Origin of the sequence: Pseudomonas fluorescens, from assembly GCF_902498065.1 — a bacterium.
Taxonomy (GTDB): domain Bacteria; phylum Pseudomonadota; class Gammaproteobacteria; order Pseudomonadales; family Pseudomonadaceae; genus Aquipseudomonas; species Aquipseudomonas fluorescens_BJ.
Window position 1 is genome coordinate 11,766 of sequence record NZ_CABVIR010000003.1, and the last position, 24,770, is coordinate 36,535.

Annotated in this window: 19 protein-coding genes; 15 read left to right on the forward strand and 4 right to left on the reverse strand. The window is 60.3% G+C overall.

Translation table 11 applies throughout. The features are described from left to right. The first annotated feature begins 9 nt into the window (after positions 1 to 9). The 3 genes from glmU (at position 10) to glmS (ending at position 4,182) form a co-directional block, all read left to right on the forward strand. Entirely contained in the window at positions 10 to 1,377 is a 1,368-nt protein-coding gene (gene glmU / locus F8N43_RS12790) for a bifunctional UDP-N-acetylglucosamine diphosphorylase/glucosamine-1-phosphate N-acetyltransferase GlmU (RefSeq protein ID WP_150653869.1), read from the forward strand. A 194-nt stretch (positions 1,378 to 1,571) separates the two neighbouring features. Next, on the forward strand, positions 1,572 to 2,348 hold the full coding sequence (locus F8N43_RS12795) for a DeoR/GlpR family DNA-binding transcription regulator (protein ID WP_150630632.1): 777 nt from the start codon (positions 1,572 to 1,574) through the stop codon (positions 2,346 to 2,348). A gap of 1 nt (position 2,349) precedes the next feature. Then, positions 2,350 to 4,182, forward strand: a complete 1,833-nt coding sequence (gene glmS, locus F8N43_RS12800; RefSeq protein WP_150630631.1) for a glutamine--fructose-6-phosphate transaminase (isomerizing) — start codon at positions 2,350 to 2,352, stop codon at positions 4,180 to 4,182. Positions 4,183 to 4,252: 70 nt separating this feature from the next. Here glmS and ppk2 read toward each other — a convergent pair whose 3' ends face one another. Further along, entirely contained in the window at positions 4,253 to 5,074 is an 822-nt protein-coding gene (gene ppk2, locus F8N43_RS12805) for a polyphosphate kinase 2 (RefSeq protein ID WP_150639404.1), read from the reverse strand. Between the two features lie 110 nt (positions 5,075 to 5,184). On the opposite strand from ppk2, the gene F8N43_RS12810 reads away from it, so the two are divergent. From F8N43_RS12810 to F8N43_RS12830, 5 genes are all read left to right on the forward strand, one after another. Continuing rightward, positions 5,185 to 6,087, forward strand: coding sequence for a LysR family transcriptional regulator (locus F8N43_RS12810; protein ID WP_150630629.1), 903 nt, complete (start codon positions 5,185 to 5,187; stop codon positions 6,085 to 6,087). Between the two features lie 130 nt (positions 6,088 to 6,217). Then, the gene (locus F8N43_RS12815; RefSeq protein ID WP_150630628.1) at positions 6,218 to 6,844 is read left to right on the forward strand and encodes a glutathione S-transferase family protein; all 627 of its coding nucleotides are present in this window, start codon (positions 6,218 to 6,220) and stop codon (positions 6,842 to 6,844) included. 63 nt (positions 6,845 to 6,907) lie between these two features. Further along, positions 6,908 to 8,938 (forward strand): pyridoxamine 5'-phosphate oxidase family protein, encoded by a 2,031-nt coding sequence (locus F8N43_RS12820; protein ID WP_150653870.1) that lies wholly within the window; start codon positions 6,908 to 6,910, stop codon positions 8,936 to 8,938. Positions 8,939 to 8,980: 42 nt separating this feature from the next. Continuing rightward, entirely contained in the window at positions 8,981 to 10,177 is a 1,197-nt protein-coding gene (locus tag F8N43_RS12825; protein WP_150653871.1) for a DUF3142 domain-containing protein, read from the forward strand. Continuing rightward, positions 10,164 to 12,284, forward strand: a complete 2,121-nt coding sequence (locus F8N43_RS12830) for a hypothetical protein (RefSeq protein ID WP_150653872.1) — start codon at positions 10,164 to 10,166, stop codon at positions 12,282 to 12,284. Before F8N43_RS12825 ends, F8N43_RS12830 begins: the two co-directional genes overlap by 14 nt. Positions 12,285 to 12,287: 3 nt before the next feature. Here F8N43_RS12830 and F8N43_RS12835 read toward each other — a convergent pair whose 3' ends face one another. Then, positions 12,288 to 12,917 (reverse strand): LysE family translocator, encoded by a 630-nt coding sequence (locus F8N43_RS12835; RefSeq protein WP_150639408.1) that lies wholly within the window; start codon positions 12,915 to 12,917, stop codon positions 12,288 to 12,290. Positions 12,918 to 13,061: 144 nt separating this feature from the next. Here F8N43_RS12835 and F8N43_RS12840 point away from each other — a divergent pair, with 144 nt between their 5' ends. Next, positions 13,062 to 13,535: an Lrp/AsnC family transcriptional regulator gene (locus F8N43_RS12840; RefSeq protein WP_150639409.1), complete on the forward strand. Its 474-nt coding sequence runs from the start codon at positions 13,062 to 13,064 to the stop codon at positions 13,533 to 13,535. Positions 13,536 to 13,649: 114 nt separating this feature from the next. On the opposite strand, the gene lpdA is transcribed toward F8N43_RS12840, so the two are convergent. Then, positions 13,650 to 15,050 carry a dihydrolipoyl dehydrogenase gene (gene lpdA, locus F8N43_RS12845; protein ID WP_150630623.1) on the reverse strand — a complete coding sequence of 467 codons (1,401 nt, stop codon included), beginning with the start codon at positions 15,048 to 15,050 and terminating at the stop codon, positions 13,650 to 13,652. 217 nt (positions 15,051 to 15,267) lie between these two features. Between lpdA and hflK (F8N43_RS12850) the strand changes: the two genes are divergently transcribed. The 5 genes from hflK (F8N43_RS12850) (at position 15,268) to cfaB (ending at position 22,602) form a co-directional block, all read left to right on the forward strand. Next, positions 15,268 to 17,226 (forward strand): protease modulator HflK, encoded by a 1,959-nt coding sequence (gene hflK / locus F8N43_RS12850; protein WP_150654019.1) that lies wholly within the window; start codon positions 15,268 to 15,270, stop codon positions 17,224 to 17,226. After that, positions 17,223 to 18,263: a protease modulator HflC gene (hflC, locus tag F8N43_RS12855; protein ID WP_150653873.1), complete on the forward strand. Its 1,041-nt coding sequence runs from the start codon at positions 17,223 to 17,225 to the stop codon at positions 18,261 to 18,263. Before hflK (F8N43_RS12850) ends, hflC begins: the two co-directional genes overlap by 4 nt. After that, positions 18,260 to 19,318, forward strand: coding sequence for a protease modulator HflK (gene hflK / locus F8N43_RS12860; RefSeq protein ID WP_150630621.1), 1,059 nt, complete (start codon positions 18,260 to 18,262; stop codon positions 19,316 to 19,318). Before hflC ends, hflK (F8N43_RS12860) begins: the two co-directional genes overlap by 4 nt. Next, positions 19,315 to 21,225: a cation-translocating P-type ATPase gene (locus tag F8N43_RS12865; RefSeq protein ID WP_150653874.1), complete on the forward strand. Its 1,911-nt coding sequence runs from the start codon at positions 19,315 to 19,317 to the stop codon at positions 21,223 to 21,225. Before hflK (F8N43_RS12860) ends, F8N43_RS12865 begins: the two co-directional genes overlap by 4 nt. Before the next feature lie 192 nt (positions 21,226 to 21,417). After that, the gene (gene cfaB, locus F8N43_RS12870) at positions 21,418 to 22,602 is read left to right on the forward strand and encodes a C17 cyclopropane fatty acid synthase CfaB (protein ID WP_150630619.1); all 1,185 of its coding nucleotides are present in this window, start codon (positions 21,418 to 21,420) and stop codon (positions 22,600 to 22,602) included. Here cfaB and cls read toward each other — a convergent pair. Next, the gene (gene cls, locus F8N43_RS12875; protein WP_150653875.1) at positions 22,599 to 24,038 is read right to left on the reverse strand and encodes a cardiolipin synthase; all 1,440 of its coding nucleotides are present in this window, start codon (positions 24,036 to 24,038) and stop codon (positions 22,599 to 22,601) included. The genes cfaB and cls overlap by 4 nt on opposite strands. 132 nt (positions 24,039 to 24,170) lie before the next feature. Here cls and F8N43_RS12885 point away from each other — a divergent pair, with 132 nt between their 5' ends. Further along, a complete protein-coding gene (locus F8N43_RS12885) occupies positions 24,171 to 24,692 on the forward strand; it encodes a DUF3617 domain-containing protein (protein ID WP_150630617.1) in 522 nt (173 codons plus the stop codon). Positions 24,693 to 24,770: the final 78 nt, after the last annotated feature.

Sequence of the window (24,770 nt, forward strand, 5' to 3'; positions counted from 1 at the left end):
TAGCCTGTCATGTCTCTTGAAATTGTTATCCTCGCTGCCGGCCAAGGCACTCGCATGCGTTCGGCACTGCCGAAAGTTCTGCATCCGATTGCCGGCAACTCGATGCTTGGCCATGTTATCCACAGCGCTCGGCAACTTGATCCACAGCGCATCCACGTGGTGATCGGCCATGGTGCCGACGCGGTACGTGAGCGACTGGCAGCCGATGATCTGAATTTCGTCCTGCAGGACAAACAGTTGGGTACTGGCCACGCGGTTGCTCAAGCAGTGCCATTCATTGAGTCCGACACCGTCCTGATTCTTTACGGTGACGTACCTTTGATCGAAGTCGAGACCCTTCAGCGTTTGCTCAAGCAGGTTGCGCCACAGCAATTGGGTTTGCTGACCGTGGAGCTGGACGATCCGACTGGCTATGGCCGCATCGTCCGTAATGCTGCCGGCAAGGTGACGGCCATCGTCGAACAGAAAGACGCCAACGACGCCGAACGTGCAATCACTGAAGGCAACACCGGTATTCTCGCGCTGCCATTTGCGCAACTGGGTGACTGGATGAGCCGTCTCTCCAACAACAACGCCCAGGGCGAGTACTACTTGACTGACGTGATTGCCATGGCGGTCAGCGATGGTCTGGTGGTAGCCACCGAGCAACCTCATGACGCCATGGAAGTGCAGGGCGCCAATGATCGCAAGCAGCTTTCCGAGCTGGAGCGTCATTATCAACTGCGCGCGGGTCGCCGTTTGATGGCCCAGGGCGTGACACTGCGCGACCCGGCACGTTTCGATGTCCGCGGCGACATCACTGTCGGTCGCGATGTACTGATCGACATCAACGTGATTCTTGAAGGCAACGTTGTCATCGAAGATGACGTGGTGATCGGCCCGAATTGCGTGATCAAGGACAGCACCCTGCGAAAAGGCGTGGTGATCAAGGCCAACAGCCATATCGAGGGCGCGATCATGGGCGAAGGCAGCGATGCCGGTCCATTTGCGCGTCTGCGTCCCGGCACCGTGCTAGAGGCTCGCGCGCATGTGGGTAACTTTGTTGAACTGAAAAACGCTCACATGGGCGAAGGCGCCAAGGCCGGTCACTTGACGTATCTGGGCGATGCCGAGATTGGCGCGCGGACCAACATCGGAGCAGGCACCATCACCTGCAACTATGACGGTGCCAACAAGTGGAAAACCGTGTTGGGTGAAGATGTGTTCATTGGTTCCAACAACTCGTTGGTGGCGCCTGTGGATATCTCTAGCGGTGCAACCACCGCCGCCGGATCGACCATTACGCAGAATGTGGATAACGCACAATTGGCCGTGGGCCGTGCGCGTCAGAAGAACATCGACGGCTGGAAGCGGCCGGAGAAGATCAAAAAGACGTAAGTTATCCACAATCCCTGTAGGAGCCGGCTTGCTGGCGATCGAGACGACGCGGTGTATCAGCGGAAACCGCAATCGCCAGCGAGCCGGCTCCTACGAGGTTATCCACAGATCTTTTTGTCGCCTCTCGCTTGACGAAGTTTCGCTGATAGGTTTTGATTGCTTACGTTATCTTTCGAATCGAAACTTACCCCGTCATGTCGAAACGCAATACACCTCAACGCCGTCACAACATCCTCACCTTGCTCAATGAGCAGGGTGAAGTCAGTGTGGATGAGTTGGCCAAGCGCTTCGAAACCTCGGAAGTTACGATTCGCAAGGACCTGGCGGCACTTGAAAGCAACGGCCTGTTGCTGCGCCGTTATGGTGGTGCGATCACCATGCCTCAGGAACTGGTTGCCGATATCGGTCAACCAGTGTCCCGATACAAACAGGCGATTGCCCGGGCTGCGGTCACGCGGATTCGCGAGCATGCGCGGATCATCATCGACAGCGGCAGTACCACGGCGGCGATGATTCCGGAACTCGGCCAGCAGCCAGGTCTGGTGGTGATGACCAACTCGCTTCACGTCGCCAACGCCTTGAGCGAACTCGAACACGAGCCGGTGCTGTTGATGACGGGTGGTACCTGGGACCCGCATTCCGAGTCCTTCCAGGGGCAGGTCGCCGAGCAGGTGCTGCGTTCCTATGATTTCGACCAGTTGTTCATTGGTGCCGACGGCATCGACCTGGTGCGCGGTACCACCACCTTCAATGAATTGCTGGGACTCAGCCGCGTCATGGCGGATGTGGCTCGCGAAGTGATCGTGATGGTGGAGTCCGACAAGATCGGCCGCAAGATTCCCAACCTGGAGCTGCCATGGAGCAGCGTCCATACCCTAATTACCGATGATCGCCTGCCGCTGGAGGCACGCGATCAGATACAAGCCCGCGGTATCACGCTGATATGCGCGGCTGTCAGTCAGGAGAAATAGCATGTGTGGAATTGTCGGTGCAGTCGCAGAACGTAACATCACTGCCATCCTCCTCGAAGGCCTCAAGCGCCTGGAATACCGTGGCTATGACAGCGCCGGTGTGGCGGTCTATACCAATGACCAACAGCTCGAGCGCATGCGTCGTCCGGGTAAAGTCAGCGAGCTGGAACTGGCGCTCCAGGCCGAGCCGCTGATCGGCCGCCTGGGCATCGCCCACACTCGCTGGGCCACGCACGGTGCGCCGTGCGAGCGCAACGCTCACCCGCATTTCTCCGGCGACCTGGCGGTGGTGCACAACGGCATCATCGAGAATTACGAAGCCCTGCGCGAACAACTCAAGGCACTGGGTTACGTGTTCACATCGGACACCGACACTGAAGTCATCGCCCACCTGCTGAACCACAAACTCAAGGATCTGCACGATCTGACCGTGGCCCTCAAGGCTACTGTTAAAGAGCTGCACGGTGCTTACGGCCTGGCGGTGATCAGCGCTCGGCAACCCGACCGTCTGCTTGCCGCTCGCAGTGGCAGCCCGCTGGTGATTGGCCTGGGCCTGGGTGAGAACTTCCTTGCTTCGGACCAGTTGGCCCTGCGCCAGGTCACGGACCGCTTTATGTATCTGGAAGAAGGTGATATCGCCGAAATTCGTCGCGATAGCGTTCAGATCTGGGACGTTACCGGCAAGATTGTCCAGCGTGAAACCGTGCAGTACCGTGACGGCGCCGATGTGGCGGACAAGGGCGAGTACCGCCACTTCATGCTCAAGGAAATCCACGAACAACCTGCCGTGGTGCAACGTACCCTCGAAGGTCGTCTGAGCCCGGACGGCGTACTGGTGCAGGCTTTCGGCCCGCAGGCTGCCGAGCTGTTCGCCAAAGTACGCAACGTGCAGATCGTCGCCTGCGGCACCAGCTACCACGCTGGCATGGTCGCCCGTTATTGGCTGGAAGAGCTGGCCGGCATCCCGTGCCAGGTCGAAGTCGCCAGCGAGTTCCGCTACCGCAAAGTCGTGGTGCAGCCCGACACCCTGTTCGTGACCATTTCCCAGTCCGGCGAAACCGCCGACACCCTGGCAGCGCTGCGCAATGCCAAGGAACTGGGTTTCCTCGCCAGCCTGGCGATCTGCAACGTCGGCATCAGCTCGCTGGTGCGTGAATCCGACCTGACCTTGCTGACCCAGGCCGGCCGCGAAATCGGCGTGGCCTCGACCAAAGCCTTCACCACTCAATTGGTTGGCCTGCTGTTGCTGACGCTGTCCCTGGGTCAGGTGCGCGGCACCTTGGCCAAAGGTGTCGAGGCTACTTTGGTTGAAGAACTGCGTCGCCTGCCGACCCGTCTGGGCGAAGCCCTGGCCATGGACAGCACTGTGGAGAAAATCGCCGAGCTGTTCGCCGAGAAGCACCACACGCTGTTCCTCGGTCGTGGCGCGCAATTCCCGGTCGCGATGGAAGGTGCCCTGAAACTCAAGGAGATTTCCTACATCCACGCCGAAGCGTACCCGGCTGGCGAGCTGAAACACGGTCCGTTGGCGCTTGTGGATAACGACATGCCGGTAGTGACCGTGGCGCCAAACAACGAATTGCTGGAGAAGTTGAAGTCCAACCTCCAGGAAGTCCGTGCCCGTGGTGGCCAACTGATCGTCTTCGCTGACGAGCAGGCCGGCATGACCAACGGTGAAGGCACCCACGTTGTGCACATGCCGCACATCCACGACATTCTGTCGCCGATCCTCTACACCATCCCGCTGCAGTTGCTGTCGTACTACGTCGCGGTGTTGAAAGGCACAGACGTTGACCAGCCGCGCAACCTGGCGAAGTCCGTCACCGTGGAGTAAGTTATCCACAGCTGAATCGAGGGGGCAAGGTTCCTGTTATTGACAGGACCCTGCCCCTTTTACATTCAGCTCAGAATTTTTCCGGTATCAATCTCAGCGGATAATTCGGCTCTCGATAGCCGCCCGGCTTCTGGCGTTTGGGCAACTTTACAGCCTCCCTCGGAACCTCTTCATAGGGAATGCGGCTGAGCAGGTCGGTGATGATGTTCAGGCGAGCCCGTCGCTTGTCATTCGAGTTGGCCACCAACCACGGCGCATGGTCGGTGTCGGTCATCTTGAACATGTCGTCACGGGCGCGTGAGTAGTCATACCAGCGGCTGTAGGACTTGAGGTCCATGCCGGTGAGCTTCCAGATTTTACGTCCATCCTTGATGCGAGCCTGAAGCCGGCGTGTCTGCTCCTCCTGGCTGACTTCCAGCCAGTACTTGATCAGGATCACTCCGGAATCGACGATTGCGCGTTCCACCGAGGGGATAGATTTCAGGAAACGGGTGACCTGGTCTTTGGTGCAGAACCCCATCACGCGTTCAACGCCCGCACGGTTGTACCAACTGCGATCGAAGATCACCACTTCGCCAGCCGCCGGCAGATGCGGCAAGTAGCGCTGCACGTACATCTGACTTTTCTCGCGTTCGGTAGGTGCACTCAGCGCAATCACCCGGAAGACACGCGGACTCACCCGCTCGGTCAGCGCCTTGATGGTTCCGCCCTTGCCAGCACCGTCGCGCCCCTCAAAAACGATGCACACCTTGATGCCCTTGTTCCGCACCCATTCCTGCAGCTTGACGGTTTCGACGTGCAGCTCGCGTAGCGCTTTCAGGTAGTCTTTGTTACTCATTTTCGGGCTGTCCGCCATTTGCGGCTTTTGTGCCCGCTTCTTGTCCTTTGCCATGACCAAGACCTCACTGTTTCCCGGTCATGTCAGACTAGGTCGTTTTCGACGTCGCGCTCAAAATCGCAGCCTGACGGATGCGATTTTTATTTGAATGGAGAACTTGCCCGGTGGACCGATTCCAGGAAATGCAGGTCTTCGCCGCCGTTGCCCAGGAGCAAGGTTTCTCGGCGGCGGCGCGACGTTTGGGGATGTCGGCGGCCAGTGTCACTCGTGCCGTGGCCGCGCTGGAAAAACGCATTGGCACGTTGCTGCTGACGCGCACTACCCGCAGCGTGCATTTGAGCGAGGCGGGTCAGCGGTATCTCGAAGACTGTCGGAGGATTCTTGCCGAGGTGCAGGAAGCGGAGGATTCCGCTGCGGGCAGTCACGCCGAACCTCGTGGGCAACTGACGATCACCGCGCCGGTGTTATTTGGCGAGTTGTTCGTGACTCCGGTGATGGTGAGTTATCTGAAGCAGTTTCCCGAAGTCTGCATCAATGGGGTGTTGGTCGATCGAGTGGTCAGCATGGTCGAGGAGGGGATTGATGTGGCCGTGCGCATCGGTGAGTTGCCCGACAGCAACCAACACGCGATCCGCGTCGGTGAAGTGCGACGGGTGATTTGCGCTTCTCCACCATTTCTAGAGACGCAGGGCAGGCCCGTGCATCCTCAGGATCTGGCGCGTGCACCGGTTATTTCAACGTCCGCTATCGGTCAGCTGAAAAGCTGGCCTTTTCAGGATGCGGGCCAGCCCATTAGCGTACGGGCTGAATCACGGTTGGTGGTGACAGCGAATCAGGCCGCGATTAATGCAGCGTGCCTTGGGTTGGGATTCACCCGCGTCCTGTCTTATCAGGTCGCCAGCAAAGTAGCGTCCTCAGAGCTGGAAATCGTATTGGCTGACTTCGAGCTGCCGCCGCTGCCCATCCATGTGGTGTATCAGGGTGGGCGCAACGCCCCTGCGCGGATTCGCAGTTTCGTGGACTTCACCGTGAAAGCCTTGCGAGAACACCCGGCCTTGCAGGGCTGACGGTTTATTGCGCTGGCTGAAATAATTGATTGCGTTTGCTGGTTATTCTGTTGTTTTGGTTGCGGGTGGAAGATAGCGCTCATCGGTGCTGATCTTTCCTGAGCGGCACCACCACCCAGCGGAGTCGACCATGCAAGCGATCAAACTCTATAACTTCCCACGCTCTGGCCATGCTCATCGTGTGGAACTGATGCTGTCCCTGCTGCAACTGCCCACTGAGCTGATCTTTGTAGATCTGGCCAAGGGCGAGCACAAACAACCGGCGTACCTGGCAATCAACCCGTTCGGGCAGGTGCCAGCCATCGACGATCAGGGTGTGGTGCTGGGTGATTCCAATGCGATTCTGGTTTATCTGGCGCAAAAGTACGGTAACGGCCGCTGGCTGCCAGCCGATCCGGTCGGCGCGGCCAAGGTGCAACGCTGGTTGTCGATTGCCGCTGGACCCATCGCGTTTGGTCCGGCCAGAGCAAGGCTGATCACTGTATTCGGCGCGGCTTATAACGCTGAAGAGGTGATTGCTTACTCTCACATCTGGCTCAAGCAGATCGATCAGGAGTTGGCTGCTTCGCCTTATCTGGTTGGCAGCGAACCGACCATTGCCGACGTGGCAGCTTACAGTTACATCGCCCACGCTCCGGAAGGCAACGTGTCGCTTGAAGACTACGCCAACGTGCGAGCCTGGTTGGCGCGTATCGAAGCCTTGCCTGGTTTTGTCGGCATGCCGCGCACCGTCGTCGGCCTGCAAAAAAATGCCTGAGACTTGCGGCCCGACATTGTCGGGCCGCTCACACTGCGCCTGGCGCGCAGGGGAGAAGCCGTAATGGACCATTCACCTTGGCACGCGGGCGAAAAACAGTTGCAGGCACACGTCGGTGTTGCCGAGCGAATGGAGGCGTTGGGTCGTAGGGTGGTTCGCACTGAGATGCCGGACCAACACCGCACATTCTACGAGCAACTGCCGTTTATGCTGTACGGCGCGGTGGACGTCGACGGTAACCCTTGGGCGAGCATTCTTGAAGGCCAACCGGGCTTCGCTCACTCGCCAGAGCCGGGTGTGCTGCAATTCAACAGCTTGCCGGGGGCGGATGACCCGGCGCAATTGAGCGATGGCGCGGCGATCGGCTTGTTGGGGATCGAACTGCACACGCGGCGGCGCAACCGCCTCAATGGTCGCGTCGGTGCCGTGACGGCGAGTGGTTTTGGCGTAACGGTCGAACAGTCCTTCGGCAACTGCCCGCAATACATTCAATTACGACAATTCCGTACGGTGCCGCTGGCGAATCCGGCGACGCGCATTGCGCAACACCTGGACGGTCTGGATGATGCGGCCAAAGCCACGATCTGCGGCGCCGATACCTTTTTCGTTGCCAGTTATGTGGATGTCGACGGCCAGCGCTCGGTGGACGTTTCACACCGTGGTGGTCAGGCCGGTTTCGTACAGGTGGAAGGTAATCGACTGACCATCCCGGACTTTGCCGGCAACCTGTTCTTCAATACCTTGGGCAACTTGCTGATCAATCCCCGGGCGGGTTTGCTGTTTATCGATTTCAACTCGGGCGACCTGCTGCACCTCAGCGGTCGCACCGAAGTCATCCTTGAAGGCCCGCAGGTCGAGGCCTTTCAAGGCGCCGAGCGTCTGTGGACATTCGAGGTGCAGCAGGTAGTGCGTCGGCCCGCAGCATTGGGTCTGCGCTGGCGCTTCGACGGTGTCTCTCCCACCAGTTTGCTGACGGGCAGTTGGGAGCAGGCCAATGCACGCCTGCAAGCCCAGGCGCTGGGTGATCGTTGGCGGCCGCTGCGGGTGGTGCGGATCGAAGCGGAAAGCCACAACATCCGTTCGATCTATCTGGAGCCCGCCGATGGCGCCGGGTTCCCGCTGTTCCAAGCGGGGCAGCATTTGCCGCTGCGGTTCACCCTTGGCGGTGAGGTGCATATCCGCACTTACAGCCTGTCGAGCGCGCCGTCCGATGACTTTTTCCGCATCAGCGTGAAGCGCGAAGGGCTGGTGTCTTCGCACCTGCACGAGCAGGTACGTGTCGGTGATCTGCTGGAGGCCCGCGCGCCGCAAGGTCACTTCACCGTGGCACCCCATGAGCGTCGACCGCTGGTGTTGTTGGCCGCCGGTGTAGGCATTACGCCCTTGCTGTCGATGGTCCGCGAGGTGGTGTATCAAGGCCTGCGCACCCGGCGCATTCGGCCTACATGGTTTTTCCAGAGTTCGCGCACGCTGGCCGATCAACCGTTTCGTTCCGAGCTGGATCGTTTGTTGGATGACGCCGGTGATGCGGTGCGGGTGCTGCGTCTGCTCAGTCAGCCGGAGGCCGATGCTCAAGAGGGCGAGGACTTTGACCAGACCGGACGGATCGACACCGCGTTGCTCAAGACCCTCCTTGAGGTAGAAGACTACGATCAGCTGGATTTTGTCCTCTGTGGCCCGGGCAGTTTTACTCAGGCGCTGTACGACGGCCTGCGGGAACTGAATATTCGCGATTCGCGGATTCACGCCGAAACTTTCGGCCCATCGACCTTGCGTCGCCAGCCGGACCCCGACGCGGTCGTCATCGAGCAACCGCCAGCCGCGACCACGTCGGTGCCGGTGGTGTTCGAGCGCTCGGCCAAAGAAGCCCGCTGGCAACCCGATGGCGGCACCTTGCTGGAGTTGGCGGAAAGCCGTGGCTTGCGCCCGGAATTCAGTTGCCGCGGCGGTTCCTGCGGGACCTGCAAGACTCGCCTGATCAGCGGCCAGGTGAATTATCCACAGCCGCCGGCGGAAGTGCCGGATGAAGGACACGTCCTGATTTGTTGTGCGATTCCGGCGCAGAGCTCGCAGCCTTTGGTGCTCGACCTGTAGCATCTGACGGACGCTGCCTTCAGCAGCTTCAAAGGATGCTTTATGGTTTTTCTCGCTCCCCTGTCGGGCTTGCTGGTGCTGCTGGTTTTGCTTACCGGTTGTGAACGACAGGACGCACCGCCGCTCGATCAGCAACTCTACGTCTGGCAACGGCAATGGACGCCGGCCCACGAAGCCGCACTCAACGACAGTCGTGGGGATTTTTCGAGCCTGCGGGTGCTGGCCTTGCAGGCGTTTCCCAAGGCGGGTTGGAGCCGGGCGCGAATCGACCCGGAGCTGCTCAAACGGGACGGCCGGCCGTTGATTGCGGTGATTCGTCTCGATGGCCAGCTCAAGTCGCTGGACCAGGACGAGGTCGCTGCGCAGATCCAGCAAGTGCTCAACGATTGGCAGGCGCAAGGGCTGATGCTCTCCGGAGTGGAAATCGACCACGATGCCGGTAACGCTCGCCTACCGGCATATCGGAAATTCCTCACGGATCTGCGCACGGTTTTGCCGGCCTCCATGCCGCTGAGCATCACCGCGTTGCCGGCGTGGATCGACAGTCCCGAACTGCCTGCATTGTTATCCACAGTCGATAGCAGCGTATTGCAGGTGCATGCGGTGAGCGACCCGCGAATGGGTTTGTTTGACCCGGATCAGGCCACAAAATGGGCCGGCGCCTGGAGCCGCATCACTTCGAAACCCTTTTATCTGGCGCTACCGGCCTATGGCGTAGCGCTGTTGCCGCAGGCCAGCGGCGCACCCGACGTGGAAAGTGAAGTGCCCATTGAGCGCGTCGGCGAGCGCCGGGAATTGCTGGCCGATCCGCGGCAACTGAGCATTCTGGCCGCCGAGTTACGCAACGATCCACCGCCTCATCTGGCCGGGCTGATCTGGTTTCGCCTGCCATTGGCCCATGATCGCCGGGCCTGGAGCCTGACGACGTTACGCGCTGTAGCCCGTGGCGATGCCCTCGATAGTCGCCTGACGCTGAAACTCTCGGCGCGCGATGGCCTCTATGACGTCAGCATCAGCAATCAAGGCAACCTCGACAGCGCCTGGCCCGAACGTCTGACTCTCGCGGTGCAAGGTTGTGACGGTGCCGATGCGCTGGCCGGTTATGCGTTGCAACAAAGCCCGGATCTGCTTACCTTCACCCGCCTGCGCGACGGCCGAATAGCGGCCGGCGGGCAGCGCGCCATTGGTTGGGCGCGCTGCGCAAACATTGATCAAGGAGGTTCGAATGTTCACCCGTAACTGGCCCTGCCATTTGCTTTGCCTGAGTCTCAGTTTTCCACTGGGTTCGGCAATGGCCTGTGGGCCGGATTTCCCGATGCGCTTGCTCGACAACCGGGGCCAAACGCTGGCGGAGTTGCCGGAAGGTAACTTCCGGTTCGAGATCAGTCGTCTCGGGCAGGCGATTGCGGGTTTGAAAAACGTCAGCGAAGTCGTCTACAGCAGCATGGACGCGCCTGACTATGCCGTGCAGCGGGACGACGCCGAACAGGCTGGTTTGACGGCGGAGCAGCAGGCGTTGGTCAAACAACTGCGCACGCTGAGCGATGCTCATCAGGTCGAGGCGCAGGGCGCAAGCCTGCCGACCGAGCTCAGGTTCTATCTGGCCGGTGCCGTGGCGTTCAGCGCCGGTGAACATGGCCTGGCTGCCGACTTCTTCCGAAAAGTGCTCGCATTGCCGGCTGATCAACGCGCGTTGCGCAGTACTTGGGCCGCGTACTCGCTGGGCCGGGCGCTCTTCGCCATGAGCAGCGAAGCGGACGCCACGCCCGACCTGCTGATGCAATCGCGCAAAGCCTTCGAGCGGGCGCGTCAGCTGAGTATCGACGGCTTCAGCGACCCGCTGGAACTGGGCGTCGCCAGCCTCGGCGAAGAGGCTCGCGTCGCTCGCGCGGTGGGCGACTGGGACAGCGCTATCGAACTCTACGCCACACAGAATCTCCACGGCTCGGCGGTGGGCTACACCTCGCTAAAGCTATTGATGGCGGATCTGGCGGCGATGCCTGACGAGCAACTGGCCGCGTTGCTTAAAGGAAAACCAGTGCAGCAACTGGTGACTGCGTCCCTGATCAGCCGCTTGGGTTGGTCATTTGGTGATCAACCGCCGAATGAACAAAAGCTGATCAAGCTGCTGCAAAGCAGCACGCGCGGTAGCCTCGATAATGCCGATCGACTGGCCGCCGTAAATTACCAACAGGGCGATTACGTCACTGCGAAGGCCTTTCTTGAACACGCTGGCGACGGTGGCCTGGCGTGGTGGCTGCGGGCGAAACTGGCGATGCGTGAAGGCGATAAATCCGCTGCGACTGCAGCGTACGCCAAGGCTGCCCACGCTTTCCCGCAGAGCGAATCCTGGGGCGAGCGGCGGACGCCGGACTGGGATTTCGAAACGCTTCAGCCCAAGTGCCGGGTCGAGGGGGAAAGCGCGATCCTGGCGTTGCAACGTGGGGATTATCTGCAGGCGTTCGATCAGCTTTATCGCAGCAACGACATTTACTGGTTCGATGCCGCGACCGTCGCTGAGCGTGTGCTGACTGTCGATGAGCTCAAGCATTACGTCGACACGCAGGTGCCGGCACCGCCTGCGCTGACTCAGCAGGATCGCGACAATTACGTGCCGCTGCCAGTGGCGGCGAAGTTGCGCAACCTGCTTGGGCGGCGGTTGCTGCGTGAGGCGCGTTACGACGAAGCGCCAGGCTATTTCGACAGTGCCGACTTGCAGGCCAAGGCCAAGTGGTACGGGGAGTTGCGCCACGACGCCGAATCGAAATGGTGGCCAACCAAACGGGCATTCGCTTATTACTCTGCCGCGACATTGGCTCGATTCGACGGGATGGAGCTGTTGGGTTACGAGATGTCTCCGGATTACGCCACCTTCGGTGGCAATTACAGTTTGGAGGCTCCCGAGCTCAAGGTCGGCCCATTGATGGCCGCGGGTGAGGTGCAACGGCAGCAAGCTACGCTGGCGCAACCTGATGAGCGTTTCCATTACCGGTTTGTCGCCACCGCGCTGGCAAGTAAAGCGGCTGATCATTTGCCCCACAGCAGTCAGGCTTTCGCATCGGTGCTGTGCAAGGCTTCGTCGTGGGGCACTAGCCTGCAAGAGCAAAGCGCGTTCTATCGCCGTTACGTCGAGGAAGGTCCGTATGTCATCTGGGCGGGTGATTTTGGTCATCAATGCCAGGATCCGGACTTTCAGAGCGCCGACCAGCGCTACGTCACCCAAGTCACTGACGCAGCGCGCTCCGAGCTGCGGCCGTACAAAACGCCTTTACAGATCGGCGGTGTGTTGGCGGTCATGGCAGCGGCGTTGTTGCTGATTAATCGTCGCCGCCGTAAGTCGCAGTGAGCTTCAAGCCTGTTGAACAAAAGTCAGCCGCACCGCAAAGCCGATCAACAGACTGCCAAATAACCATTGCTGGAAGCGCTGGGCCGAGGGACTGCGTTGCAGCCAACGGCCAAGCGCGGCACCGGCCAAGGCGTACGCGCTGTCGAACATCAGGCCGACACCGACCAGCACCACGCCCAGGGTGGCGAATTGTGCGAGTACCGGCCCGGCGTGTGGATCGATGAACTGCGGCAACAGCACCGAGCAGAACAACAGCGCTTTGGGGTTCAGCAGGTTGGTCAGCAATCCGCGCTGAATGGCTTGGCGCCAATGAAGTTTTCCATAGGCTGGATCTGCTCCGTTCAGGTTCGGCAGCATCGTGGTCCGCAGGCATTGAATGCCGATCCACAACAGGTACGCGGCGCCGGCCAGGCGCACCATATCGAAAGTCCAGGGGGCGGCCTTGAACAGTGCCGCCAACCCCAGCGCCGCCAAGGCCACATGACAACCTCGGGCAATGCCCAAACCCACCGCCGTGGCCAGCGCCGCGCCTTTGCCTTGGCGTGCGCCGGTCTGCAGCAGCAGAATCATGTCCGGGCCCGGCAACAGGTAAACCACTGCCAGCGCCATGAAAAACAGCCAAAGCCCCGCCATGCTGCACTCCTTTCGTTGTCGATTCGGTAGCGCCAGTCTAGGGCTGAAGCACAGGGCAGGTGGTTGCGTAGTTTGCTTCTAAATAGTCGTTGGTTGGCATAACCTGCTACTTAACGTCATCTGAACCTGCAGGATCTGCCAAAAATGAAACTCGACGCTTACGACCGCAAGATTCTCGCAGCCCTGCAACGGGATGGTCGCTTGAGCAACGTGCAACTGGCGGATGAAATCGGACTGTCCGCGTCACCCTGTTTGCGCCGGGTGCGGATGCTTGAAGACGCCGGGGTGATTCGCGGTTATCAGGCCAACCTGGATCGTGATGAGGTCGGGCTGGGGCTGACGGTGTTTGTCGGGGTCAAGGTCGAACGCCACAACGACGAGCAGGCTGAAGCCTTTCGCGTGGCGGTGATGGCGTTGCCCGAGGTAATTTCGGCGTTTCTGGTGTCAGGGGAATCGGATTTTCTGTTGCAGGTGGTGGTGCCGGATCTACGTGCGTACGACCGTTTTCTAACCGGGCGTTTGCTGAAGTTGCCGGGGGTGAGCGACATCCGCAGCAACTTTGCGATTCACACGGTGAAAACGCCGGGGGCGTTGCCGTTGGAGCATTTACCGCTCTAAACCGAGTTGCGCCCGTCGCGAACAGGCCTCCACACATGGGATCTGTGGCGTACACAAAACCAGTGTGGGAGCGAGACCGGTTTGCCGGCGATGGGCGCAACTCGGTGTGAAGCCCTACATCTGCGTCGCCATCCCCTCCACATTCATCGCCGCCTGGCGCAACGCCTCGGAGCGGGTCGGGTGAGGGTGACAAGTCAGCGCGATGTCTTCAGCCGAAGCGCTGAACTCCATGGCCACGCAATACTCGCCAATCATTTCACTGACGCTCGGACCCACCAGGTGCACGCCGAGAATTTCGTCGGTGCGCTCATCGGCCAGCACTTTGGCGAAGCCTTCAGTCTCGTGGTTGATCTTCGCCCGGCTGTTGGCGGTGAAGGGGAATTTACCCACCTTGTACGAGCGCCCTTCAGCTTTCAGTTGCTCTTCGGTCTTGCCGACGCTGGCCAGCTCCGGACGGGTGTAAATGACATTGGGGATCAGGTCGTAATTGACCTCGCCCGCCTTGCCGACGAGCTGCTCGATACAGGCCATGGCTTCATCTTCAGCCTTGTGCGCGAGCATTGGCCCCGAAGTGACATCACCGATGACCCACACGCCTGCCGCTTCAGTGCGATGACCCTTGTTGGCGAGCATGCCGCGTTTATCCGTGGTGAGGCCAACGTTCTCCAGGCCCAAACCCTCTGTGTAAGGCCGGCGCCCGATGGCCACCAGCACGTAATCGGCGTCGAGCAATTCGGCAGTGCCGCCGGCCGCCGGTTCGACGCTGAGTTGAACGCCATTCGCCGAGGTCGTGGCGCTGGTGACTTTCGAACTCAACTTGAAACTGATGCCTTGCTTGCTCAACGAGCGTTGCAGGGTTTTGCCCGCCTCGCCGTCCACGCCGGGGCAGATCCGGTCGAGAAATTCGACCACCGTCACTTGTGCGCCCAAACGCCGCCACACCGAGCCCAATTCCAGGCCAATGACCCCGGCGCCGATCACCACCAGATGCTTGGGTACTTCGGATAAAGAAAGCGCACCGGTGGAATCGAGAATGCGCGTGTTGTCGATGTCCACACCGGGCAGGGGAGTGGGCTCGGAGCCGGTGGCGATGATGATGTCCTTGGCGCTCAGTTCAGTCTTGCCGCCCTGGCTGTCTGTCACCGTGACTTTGCCCGGCCCGTCGATATGGCCCCATCCCTTGATCCAGTCGACTTTGTTCTTGCGGAACAGAAACTCGATGCCCTTGGTCAGCCCGGTAACGCTTTCGTCTTTTTGCTTCATCATTTGCGCGAGGTTCAGCGTGGGTTTGACCTCGATACCGAGGTTGGCAAATTCCGCACCCATGGCCGCGTCATACAGTTCAGAAGCATGCAGCAATGCCTTGGACGGCATGCAACCGACGTTCAGGCAGGTGCCGCCGAGGGTCGCGCGGCCTTCGACACAGGCGGCTTTGAGGCCCAACTGACCGGCGCGAATCGCCGCGTTGTAACCGCCAGGGCCTCCGCCCAGTATCACGACGTCATAGTTGCTCATGGATGTACTCCTGAATGGAATGGAAATCGGGCTGGATAAACGTAGTTCCTGAATAAAATTACGAGCGTAATATGTGCGCTGCCAAGCCTTTCGGTCAAGGCTTCAGCCAAGCGACAGGTTGTGCGTCTTTAGATAGAAGGATTTAGTACAAAAATTTCACGGGTTTCGTTATATCGTAACGAACTGCGACATGAGCAAAGATAAACACTGGGGTGGTATGCAAGTCGATCTCGAAATTGAGGGCGCAACCGTAACGGGGCTGCCGCGTTTTCAGCAGGCAGTCTTTCAAGGGCGGCGATTGCGCCAGTTGGCCATTGGCTTCGGCGCACTCGCGGCGACAGGGCTGGTGCTGGCGTTTTTTGTCGGACTGTTTGCGCCGCAGTCGCTTTGGCCCGCGTTGCTGGTCAATCAGAGCGTCGGTTTGCTGGTGCTGGTCGCCGGGATGCAATCGGCGTGGTGGGTGACACAGTGGCGCGCAAGGGCGATGAGCCCGGCGATGCTCCCGGTGGAAGTTGTCGCTGAATCGCCGCCGATGGGTTGGTATGACCGATTACTGGAGCGGATCGGTCAACGATGGCTACGGCTGCTGGCGCAGATCGGCGCTTCGACGCTGTGGCTTGGCGCTTGGGCTCTGCTGGTATTGTTCAGCGTTGAACGGGTCTGGGACCTGGCCCTGCCTCCCGCTGCACTGGGTTTTTCGGCCAGTGTCGCGGCGGCATTGTCGTTACTGCTGGCCTTTGGTTTGCTGGTGCTGGAGCGGCAACTCGCCCAGGAAAACGTAGCGCAATGGCCCGAAGCAGGTTCGCTGGCGCAGCTGACGCGCGTGGCAATTATCTGCCTTGTGCTAAGCGCGCTGTGCCTGTTGTTGGGCAGCGAAGAGTCGGTTTGGCCGGTACGTCTGGCGGTACTGATTGGCCTGCTTCCGGGGTTGGTCGCGGGCGAACTGCTGCTGCGCGCGGTGTTGTCACTGTTCAGTCCGCAGCGTGAACAACTCGAACCGGCGTTGCTGGCACGCAGCTTTGTCGCCGACATGCTGCGCTGGCCGCCCCAACCGTTGCTGGCGCTGCAACACGAATTGCATAACCGCTTCGGCATCGATCTGCGGCAGATCTGGGCCTTCACTTACATGCGCCGGGCGTTCGTTCCGGTGCTGGCGGTGGTAGCACTGGTCGGTTGGTCGCTCACCGGCATTCACGAAATTGCCCTGCAAGGGCGGGGCATCTACGAGCGTTTCGGTAAACCGGTGGAGGTCTTCGGGCCCGGTTTGCACGCAGGTCTGCCATGGCCACTGGGCCGGGTGTTGAGTGTCGAGAACGGTGTGGTCCACGAGTTGGCCACCAGTGTCGGCGAAGCGGCGGCGCCGATAGTGGCTGAACCGGCTGAAGGTCCGGCGCCGGCGACGGCCAATCGCTTGTGGGACGCCAGTCATGTGAACGACAAATCTCAGGTGATTGCCAGTAGTCGCGCCGACAAACAGAGCTTCCAGATCGTCAACATGGACGTGCGTTTCGTCTATCGCATCGGCCTCACGGATCAAGCGGCGTTGGCCGCGACGTACAACAGCGCCGACGTACCCACACTGATCCGCAGCACCGCCAGCCGAATTCTGGTGCACGACTTTGCCTCTCGGACCCTCGACGGTCTGCTCGGTGAGGACAGGGTAGGGCTCGCCGAGGAGATCGGCCGCGCGGTGCAGGCGGACCTGGAAAAACTCGACAGCGGTGTGGAAATTCTCGCGACCGTGGTCGAAGCGATTCACCCACCGGCCGGCGCGGCCAACGCTTATCACGGCGTGCAAGCGGCGCAAATTGCTGCGCAAGCCTTGATCTCGCGTGAGCGCGGCGCAGCTGCCGAAGCCACCCATCAGGCGCAATTGCAGGCCAGCATCGCGCGCGATCAAGCGACGGCCAGCGCGCGTGAAATCAATGCTGCCGCGCAAGCGGCGGATCTGAAATTCAGCGCCGAGCAAAAAGCCTATGCCCACGCAGGCCAGGCTTTCGTGCTGGAGCAGTATTTCAGCCAGCTCTCCCATGGCCTGAGCAACTCCAGGTTGCTGGTTCTCGATCATCGTCTGGGCGGCAGCAGTAACGCGCCGACCATCGACCTCCGTACTTTCACGCTGCCGGTTGACCCTGCATCGGCGCGTAAAACTGCTCAGCCAGGAGCTGCCAATTGAGCCAGTCGCACACTCACGATCATGATGACCACGCCGGCCTCGATCACGGCCATGGCGGGCATCACCACGGGCATCACCATCACCACCATGGCGATCCACAGGAAGCAGGTCCATTCCCATGGCGACGCATGGGATGGGCGGCGTTGCTGGTGGCGTTTGCCATCGCTGCGGCGAGCCTGGTGCAAGTGCGTTCCGGCGAGGCCACGGTGATCACGCGCTTCGGTAATCCGTCGCGGGTGTTGCTGGAGCCGGGACTGGGCTGGCGCTGGCCCGCGCCTTTTGAAGCAGCGATACCAGTCGATTTGCGTCTGCGCACCACGTCCAGCGGTTTGCAGGATGTGGGCACGCGTGACGGTTTGCGCATCATCGTTCAGGCCTACGTGGCGTGGCAGGTGCAAGGCGATCCGGACAATGTTCAGCGCTTCATGCGCGCCGTGCAGAATCAGCCGGACGAAGCGGCGCGGCAGATTCGCACCTTCGTCGGCTCGGCGCTGGAAACCACGGCCAGCAGTTTTGATCTGGCCAATCTGGTGAACACCGATGCCAACCAGGTGCACATTGCCGATTTCGAAACGCAGTTGCGTCAGCAAATTGATCAGCAGTTGCTCACCACTTACGGTGTTCGTGTGCTGCAAGTCGGCATTGAACGGTTGACCTTGCCGTCGGTGACCCTTGCCGCCACGGTCGATCGCATGCGTGCCGAGCGTGAAACAATCGCCACGGAACGCACGGCCATCGGCAAACGGGAAGCGGCGCAAATCCGCTCCGCCGCCGAGCGTGATGCGCGAATCGTCCAGGCCGATGCCACGGTTAAAGCGGCCGACATCGAAGCTCAATCCCGGGTCGAAGCCGCACAGATATACGGCCGCGCTTACGCGGGTTCGCCGCAGTTGTATAACTTGCTGCGCTCCCTCGACACCTTGGGCACCATCGTTACGCCTGGGACCAAACTGATTCTACGCACCGATGCCGCGCCGTTCCGGGTGTTGGTTGACGGTCCGCCGACGCTCGATAATAAGTCCGGGTCGCAGCCATGAATTTGGTTCCACGTGGAACAATTGAATTGAGCAGCCCGTGGATTCAGGCCGGGCGCTTGGCTTTTCTCGCCCTGTATGCGGTGACGGTGGTGGCCGCGTTGGCGTGGGCGTTTTCCAACGTGCGGCAAATCGACCCGCAAAATCGTGCGGTGGTGTTGCATTTTGGCGCGCTGGATCGCATCCAGAATGCCGGTCTGTTGTTGGCGTGGCCGCGACCGTTCGAGCAGGTGATTTTGTTGCCGGCAGCAGATCGGGTGATCGAGCGTCGGGTCGACAATCTGCTGCGCAGCGATGCCGCGTTGCAGGCCGACCGAGCCGCCACATTCGCCACGCCGATCAGTGATGCGCTTGCAGGTTCCGGTTATCTGCTGACCGGTGACGCGGGTGTGGTGCAACTGGATGTGCGGGTGTTTTACAAAGTCACCGAACCGTATGCGTTTGTGGTTCAAGGTGAACACGTGCTGCCTGCATTGGATCGTCTGGTGACCCGCAGTGCCGTGGCACTCACCGCTGCGCGAGATCTGGACACCATCCTGGTCGCCCGACCGGAGTTGATCGGGGCGGACAATCAAGCGGCGGAAAGACGCGAACGCCTGCGCGGAGATTTGGTACAAGGCATCAATCAACGTCTCGCGCAGCTGACCGCAACCGGGCAGGGACTGGGCATCGAAGTGGCACGCGTTGATGTGCAATCGAGTCTGCCAGGACCTGCGGTCAATGCTTTCAATGCCGTTCTGACGGCGAGTCAGCAAGCCGACAAAGCCGTTGCCAACGCCCGCACTGACGCCGAGAAACTGACTCAGACGGCCAACGAGCAAGCCGACCGCTCGCTGCAAGTCGCCCACGCTCAAGCCAGCGAGCGGTTGGCCAAAGCCTCCGCCGACACGGCCACAGTACTGAGCCTGGCCAAGGCGCAACAACAAGGCACCGACCCGCAAATGCTGTTGCGCATTTACCGCGAACGCTTGCCGAAAATACTTGGCCAGGCCGGCTCGGTGACCACGGTCAATCCGAAAGACGATTCCCGCCTGATCATTCAGGGAGCTGCACAATGACCGCCCAAACCGCCGCCGCACCGAGCATGTTGTCCTCGGCCGAACAACGCAGCGCTGCACGCCAACTGACCCTGGCCATGCTCGCGCTAGGCTTGCTGGCGCTTGGTTTGATCTGGCGCTGGTGGTCGCCGGAGCAGACGGGTGTCAGTCAATTGCTGCTGGGTTTTGCCTCGTTGCTGGTCGCCGTACCCGTGATGCGTTCGGCCTGGTACAGCCTGCGTTATCCCAGCTTGCACGGGATCACCGATCAGTTGATTGCGTTGGCGATGCTGGGTGCCTGGGCGACTGGCGATCTGCTGACCGCTGCGTTATTGCCGATCATCATGATCTTCGGCCATGTGCTGGAAGAGCGCAGCGTAATCGGTTCCCAGGAGGCGATTCACGCGCTCGGCAAGCTGACGCGCAGCCATGCGCGCAAGGTTCAGGCGGATGGCTCCATCGTTGAAGTCGACAACAGCACACTCAAGGCCGGCGACCGCGTGGAGGTGCGCGCCGGTGATCGAGTTCCGGCCGATGGTCGTGTCCTCTCCGGTCAGGCGAGTCTCGATACAGCGTCGATCACGGGCGAGTCGGTGCCGATGGAAGCGGGCGTCGGCATGACGGTGTTCGGCGGGGCGATCAACCTTGATGGCCTGCTGCGCATCGAAGTGACCCGCACCGGCAACGAGTCGACACTCGGTAAAGTCATCGCGCTGATGCAAAGCGCCGAGCGCTCCAAACCGCCGATCACCCGGTTGCTGGAACGCTACGCCGGCAGCTACATGGTGCTGGTGTTGTTGCTGGCCGCTGTGACCTGGTTCATCACCAACGATGCGCAAGCGATGCTCGCCGTGTTGGTGGCAGCCTGTCCGTGTGCGTTGGTGTTGTCGGCACCGGCCACGGCGATTGCCGGCGTTGCGGTTGCCGCACGACACGGGATTCTGATCCGCAGTTCGGCGTTTCTCGAAGAGCTGGCGGATCTGACGTCGTTGGTGGTCGACAAGACCGGGACGCTGACCTTCGGCACCTTGCGCCTGCAATCCATCGACAGTCCGCTGGAAGATCGCAGCCAGGTATTGAAACTCGCCGCCAGCCTGGGCTCCGCCAGCAGTCACCCGGTCAGTCGTGCGCTCGCCGGGTTGGTCACTCAAGAGCATTTTCTGCTACTCACGGACATTCACGAGCGGCAGGGTCTGGGCGTGGTAGCGATGACGGAGCAGGGCGAAGCGGCACTCGGGCGACCGGAGTTGTTTGCTCAATTGGGCATTCCCGTTTCAGTTGTTCCCGAACACGATGGCCCGATTGCCGGGCTGGCGCTCAATGGAGAGTTTCTCGCCTGGCTGTTACTGGCGGACAGCGTCAAACCCGAAGCGCGGTTTGCCTTGAACGAGTTGCGTGAACTCGGATTGGGCCGGCAATTACTGCTCACCGGCGATCGCCAAAGCGTCGCGAATGCGTTGGCCCGGGATGTCGGAATCCGTGATGTCGAGGCCCAGGCCTTGCCCGAGGACAAACTCAATCGCGTGCTCAAGGAGATCGACAGCGGCTTCCGGCCGATGGTGGTCGGGGATGGCATCAACGATTCGCTGGCCCTCAAGGCAGGCGTGGTCGGCGTTGCGATGGGCGCGGGCGGTGCCGACATTGCCTTGGCTTCCGCCGATATCGTGCTGATTGGCAGCGACCTGCGTCGGCTCGGCACTTGTGTACGTTTGAGTCGGCAATGCCGCCAGACCTTGCAGGTCAACGTGATTATCGGTCTGGGCTGGACACTGGCAATTGTCGCTTTCGCGGCCTTCGGCTGGCTTGGCGCGGCGGGGGCGATGATTGCGGCGTTGCTGCATAACCTGAGTACTTTGCTGGTACTGGGGAACGCCGGGCGGCTGCTGCGCTTTCAGGAGCCATTGCTCAAGCTGAAGGACGATATTTGAGGGGGGTTCAACTTTTCAGAACTGTGCGCCCGATACGTAGTCATCTAGGGTAAGGGCAATCATTTCTGTGAATGTGCGCCGGGTTGGTTTGAACGCTGCGGGTCATAGAAAAGGGCTATGAAATCGATAGCCTGCTATTTTTCAAGGATGGTCTAACCTCACAGCAGACGTCTGAAACAAGGGGGATATTCCATGCTCGCGCAACTTCCACCGGCCTTACAGAATCTGCAGCTACCGCTACGCCTGCGACTCTGGGACGGCCATGAATTCAATCTGGGGCCGACGCCCAGCGTCACGATTGTGGTCAAGGACCCACAAATGGTTACCCAGTTGACTCATCCAAGTCTCGACGCGCTCGGAGCGGCGTTTGTCGAGGGCAAACTCGAGCTGGAAGGCTCTATCAGCGAGGTGATCCGCGTCGTTGATGAATGGAGTCATGCATTGCTGGGCGACCTCGACAGTCAGCCTGTTCGCACCGCCCACGACAAGGAAACCGACGCCAAGGCGATTTCCTATCACTACGACCTTTCCAACGCGTTTTATCAGCTGTGGCTCGACAGTGACATGGCGTACTCCTGCGCCTATTTCGAGACCGGCAGCGAAACGCTTGAGCAGGCCCAGCAAGCCAAGTTCCGCCACCTGTGTCGCAAGTTACGCCTGCAACCTGGCGAATACCTGCTGGACGTCGGGTGTGGCTGGGGCGGTTTGGCGCGTTATGCGGCGCGGGAGTTCGGCGCAAAGGTGTTCGGGATCACACTGAGCAAAGAGCAACTGGCCCTGGCCCGTGAACGGGTGACAGAGGAAGGCCTCGACGATCTGGTCGAGTTGCAACTGCTGGACTACCGCGATCTGCCTCAGGACGGGCGCTTCGATAAAGTGGTCAGCGTCGGCATGTTCGAGCACGTGGGGCATGAGAACCTGGCCGAGTACTGCAAAACCTTGTTCGGCGCGGTGAAGGAGGGCGGCCTGGTGATGAACCACGGCATCACTGCCAAGCACACCGATGGCCGGCCGGTGGGGCGCGGTGCCGGTGATTTTATCGAGAAGTACGTGTTCCCCAACGGGGAGCTGCCGCACCTGTCGATGATCTCTGCCGAGATCAGCGAAGCCGGGCTGGAGATCGTCGATGTCGAGAGTTTGCGCCTGCACTACGCGCGCACCCTGGACCATTGGAGCGAACGCCTGGAGGACAACCTGGAAGCAGCGGCCCGACAGGTGCCGGAGCAGGCCTTGCGCATCTGGCGGCTGTACCTGGCAGGCTGCGCTTATGCGTTTGCCCGGGGCTGGATCAACCTGCACCAGATCCTCGCGGTTAAAGCCCACCCCGATGGCAGCCATGAACTGCCCTGGACCCGCGACGACATCTACAACCCTTAAAGGATCGGTGAAATAAGCCGGGCGATCCGCATGCCGACCTGTTGCAGGCGGTGGGTCTCCCGGCTTTCTTCTTTGGCGACTTCGTGCGCTTGGGCGAAGTCATTGTTGAGCATCTGCTCCACTTCGCCAGCAAAGGCACTGTCGACGGTCAGCAACATCACTTCGAAATTCAACCGGAACGAACGGTTGTCCATATTGGCGCTGCCGATAGCGCTGATTTCGCTGTCGATCAACACCACTTTCTGATGCAGGAAACCGGGCTCGTAACGGAATACCCGCACACCGGCGCGTACCGCTTCGAAGGCATACAGGCTGGAGGCGGCGTAGACGATGCGGTGATCCGGTCGTGAAGGCAGCAGCAATCGCACATCCACGCCTCGCAGAACCGCCAGTCTCAAGGCGGCAAACACCGCTTCGTCGGGGATGAAATAGGGGCTGGTAATCCACACCCGCTCGGTCGCCGCGTGAATGGCTTCGACGAAGAATAACGAACAGGTTTCGTAGGAATCTGCCGGCCCGCTGGCAAGCAATTGGCAGAGCACGCCGTTGTCCGGATACGCGTCCGGCAGTATCAACGGCGGCAACGAGCGCGCTGCCCAGAACCAGTCCTCGGCGAAAGACTCCTGCATGCTCGCCACCACCGGCCCACGCACGCGCACGTGGGTATCACGCCAAGGGGAGAGGGGTGGTTTCTCGCCCATGTATTCGTCGCCGACATTATGTCCGCCGACAAAACCCAGCACGCCGTCCACCACGACGATCTTGCGATGGTTGCGGAAGTTGACCTGAAAGCGATTGAGCCAGCCGCTACGCGTCGCGAAGGCTTTGACCTCGACACCGGCATCGCGTAAGGGCTGCACATAACTGTGGGGCAGGGAGTGGCTGCCGATGCGGTCGTACAGTAAATAAACGGGGACACCTTCGGCGGCTTTTTTCAGCAACAAGGCTTGCAAGCGTTGGCCCAGAAGGTCGTCGTGGATGATGAAAAACTGGATCAGCACGGCTTCCTTCGCCTGGCCGATGGCGTCGAAAATCGCTTCGAAGGTGGCGGTGCCGTTGATCAGCAGGCTGACTTCGTTGTTCGCCAGGCATGGCATTCGCCCCAGTTTCGGCATTGCCCTTAATGATGCGTAGGCGTTGGAGGCGCGGGCGGTCAGGGCCTCTTCGACCCACGGGCGCCAGTTCAGCTCTGAGATGGCTTTGCGCATTTCCTCGTTGGCCTGTCGCCGCGCCTTGATGTAACCATCAAAGGTGCTGCGGCCGAAAACCAGATACGGGATGAGCGTGAGGTAGGGAATGAACAACAACGACAAGGCCCAGGCGATCGAGCCTTGGGCGGTCCGAACGGTCAATACGGCATGAATGGCGGCGATCATGCCTAACGAGTGCAGAAGTGCGATCAGATAACCGAAAATATGCGGTCCAAAATAATCCATGGGGGCAGCCTTGCTCCTGAAGATTCAGTGCTTAACAGACCATGTTCCGTGCAGAATGTCGCTATTTAATTGGCCCATGAACCGAAGCCCGTGGCCGACGTCTAACGGCCACTACTGATCAGGAGTTACTCGATGAACGTTCGTCTGCTGGGTTTGGCTGTGGCTTTAGGTTTAGCAGTTCCGGTGGCCGCTCAGGCGCAGATGCTGCAGCCGGGTCTGTGGGAATTGACCTCGAGCAACATGAAAGTCGATGACCAGAACCTGCCGGATCTGCAACTGATCCTCGGTCAGATTCAGAGCCAAATGACGCCTGAACAGCGCGCTCAATTGGAAAAGCAAGGCATCACCATGGGTGGCAAGGGGATCCGGTCTTGCCTGACGCCGGAGCAAGTGAAGAGCGACAACATTCCACTGACGGATCCGCAATCGGGCTGCAAGCAAGAAATCACCGAGCGCACCGGTAATCAGTGGAAATTTCGCTTCAGCTGTCCGAAAGCACAGGGTGCGGGTGTCGCCACATTCCTCAGTGATCGCGAGTTCACCACCAAAGTGAATGGCACGTTCAACGCCACCGGCATTCAGCAGAAGGGTAGCCTTGATACTCGCGCGGTTTGGTTGGGGCAGGATTGCGGGACGGTAAAACCAAGAGCCTAAAAGCTTCGCGGGCAGGCCTCGTTCCCACAGGATGCCTACACCCTGTGGGAGCGAGCCGGCGCCGGGCGGGGTTCCGAC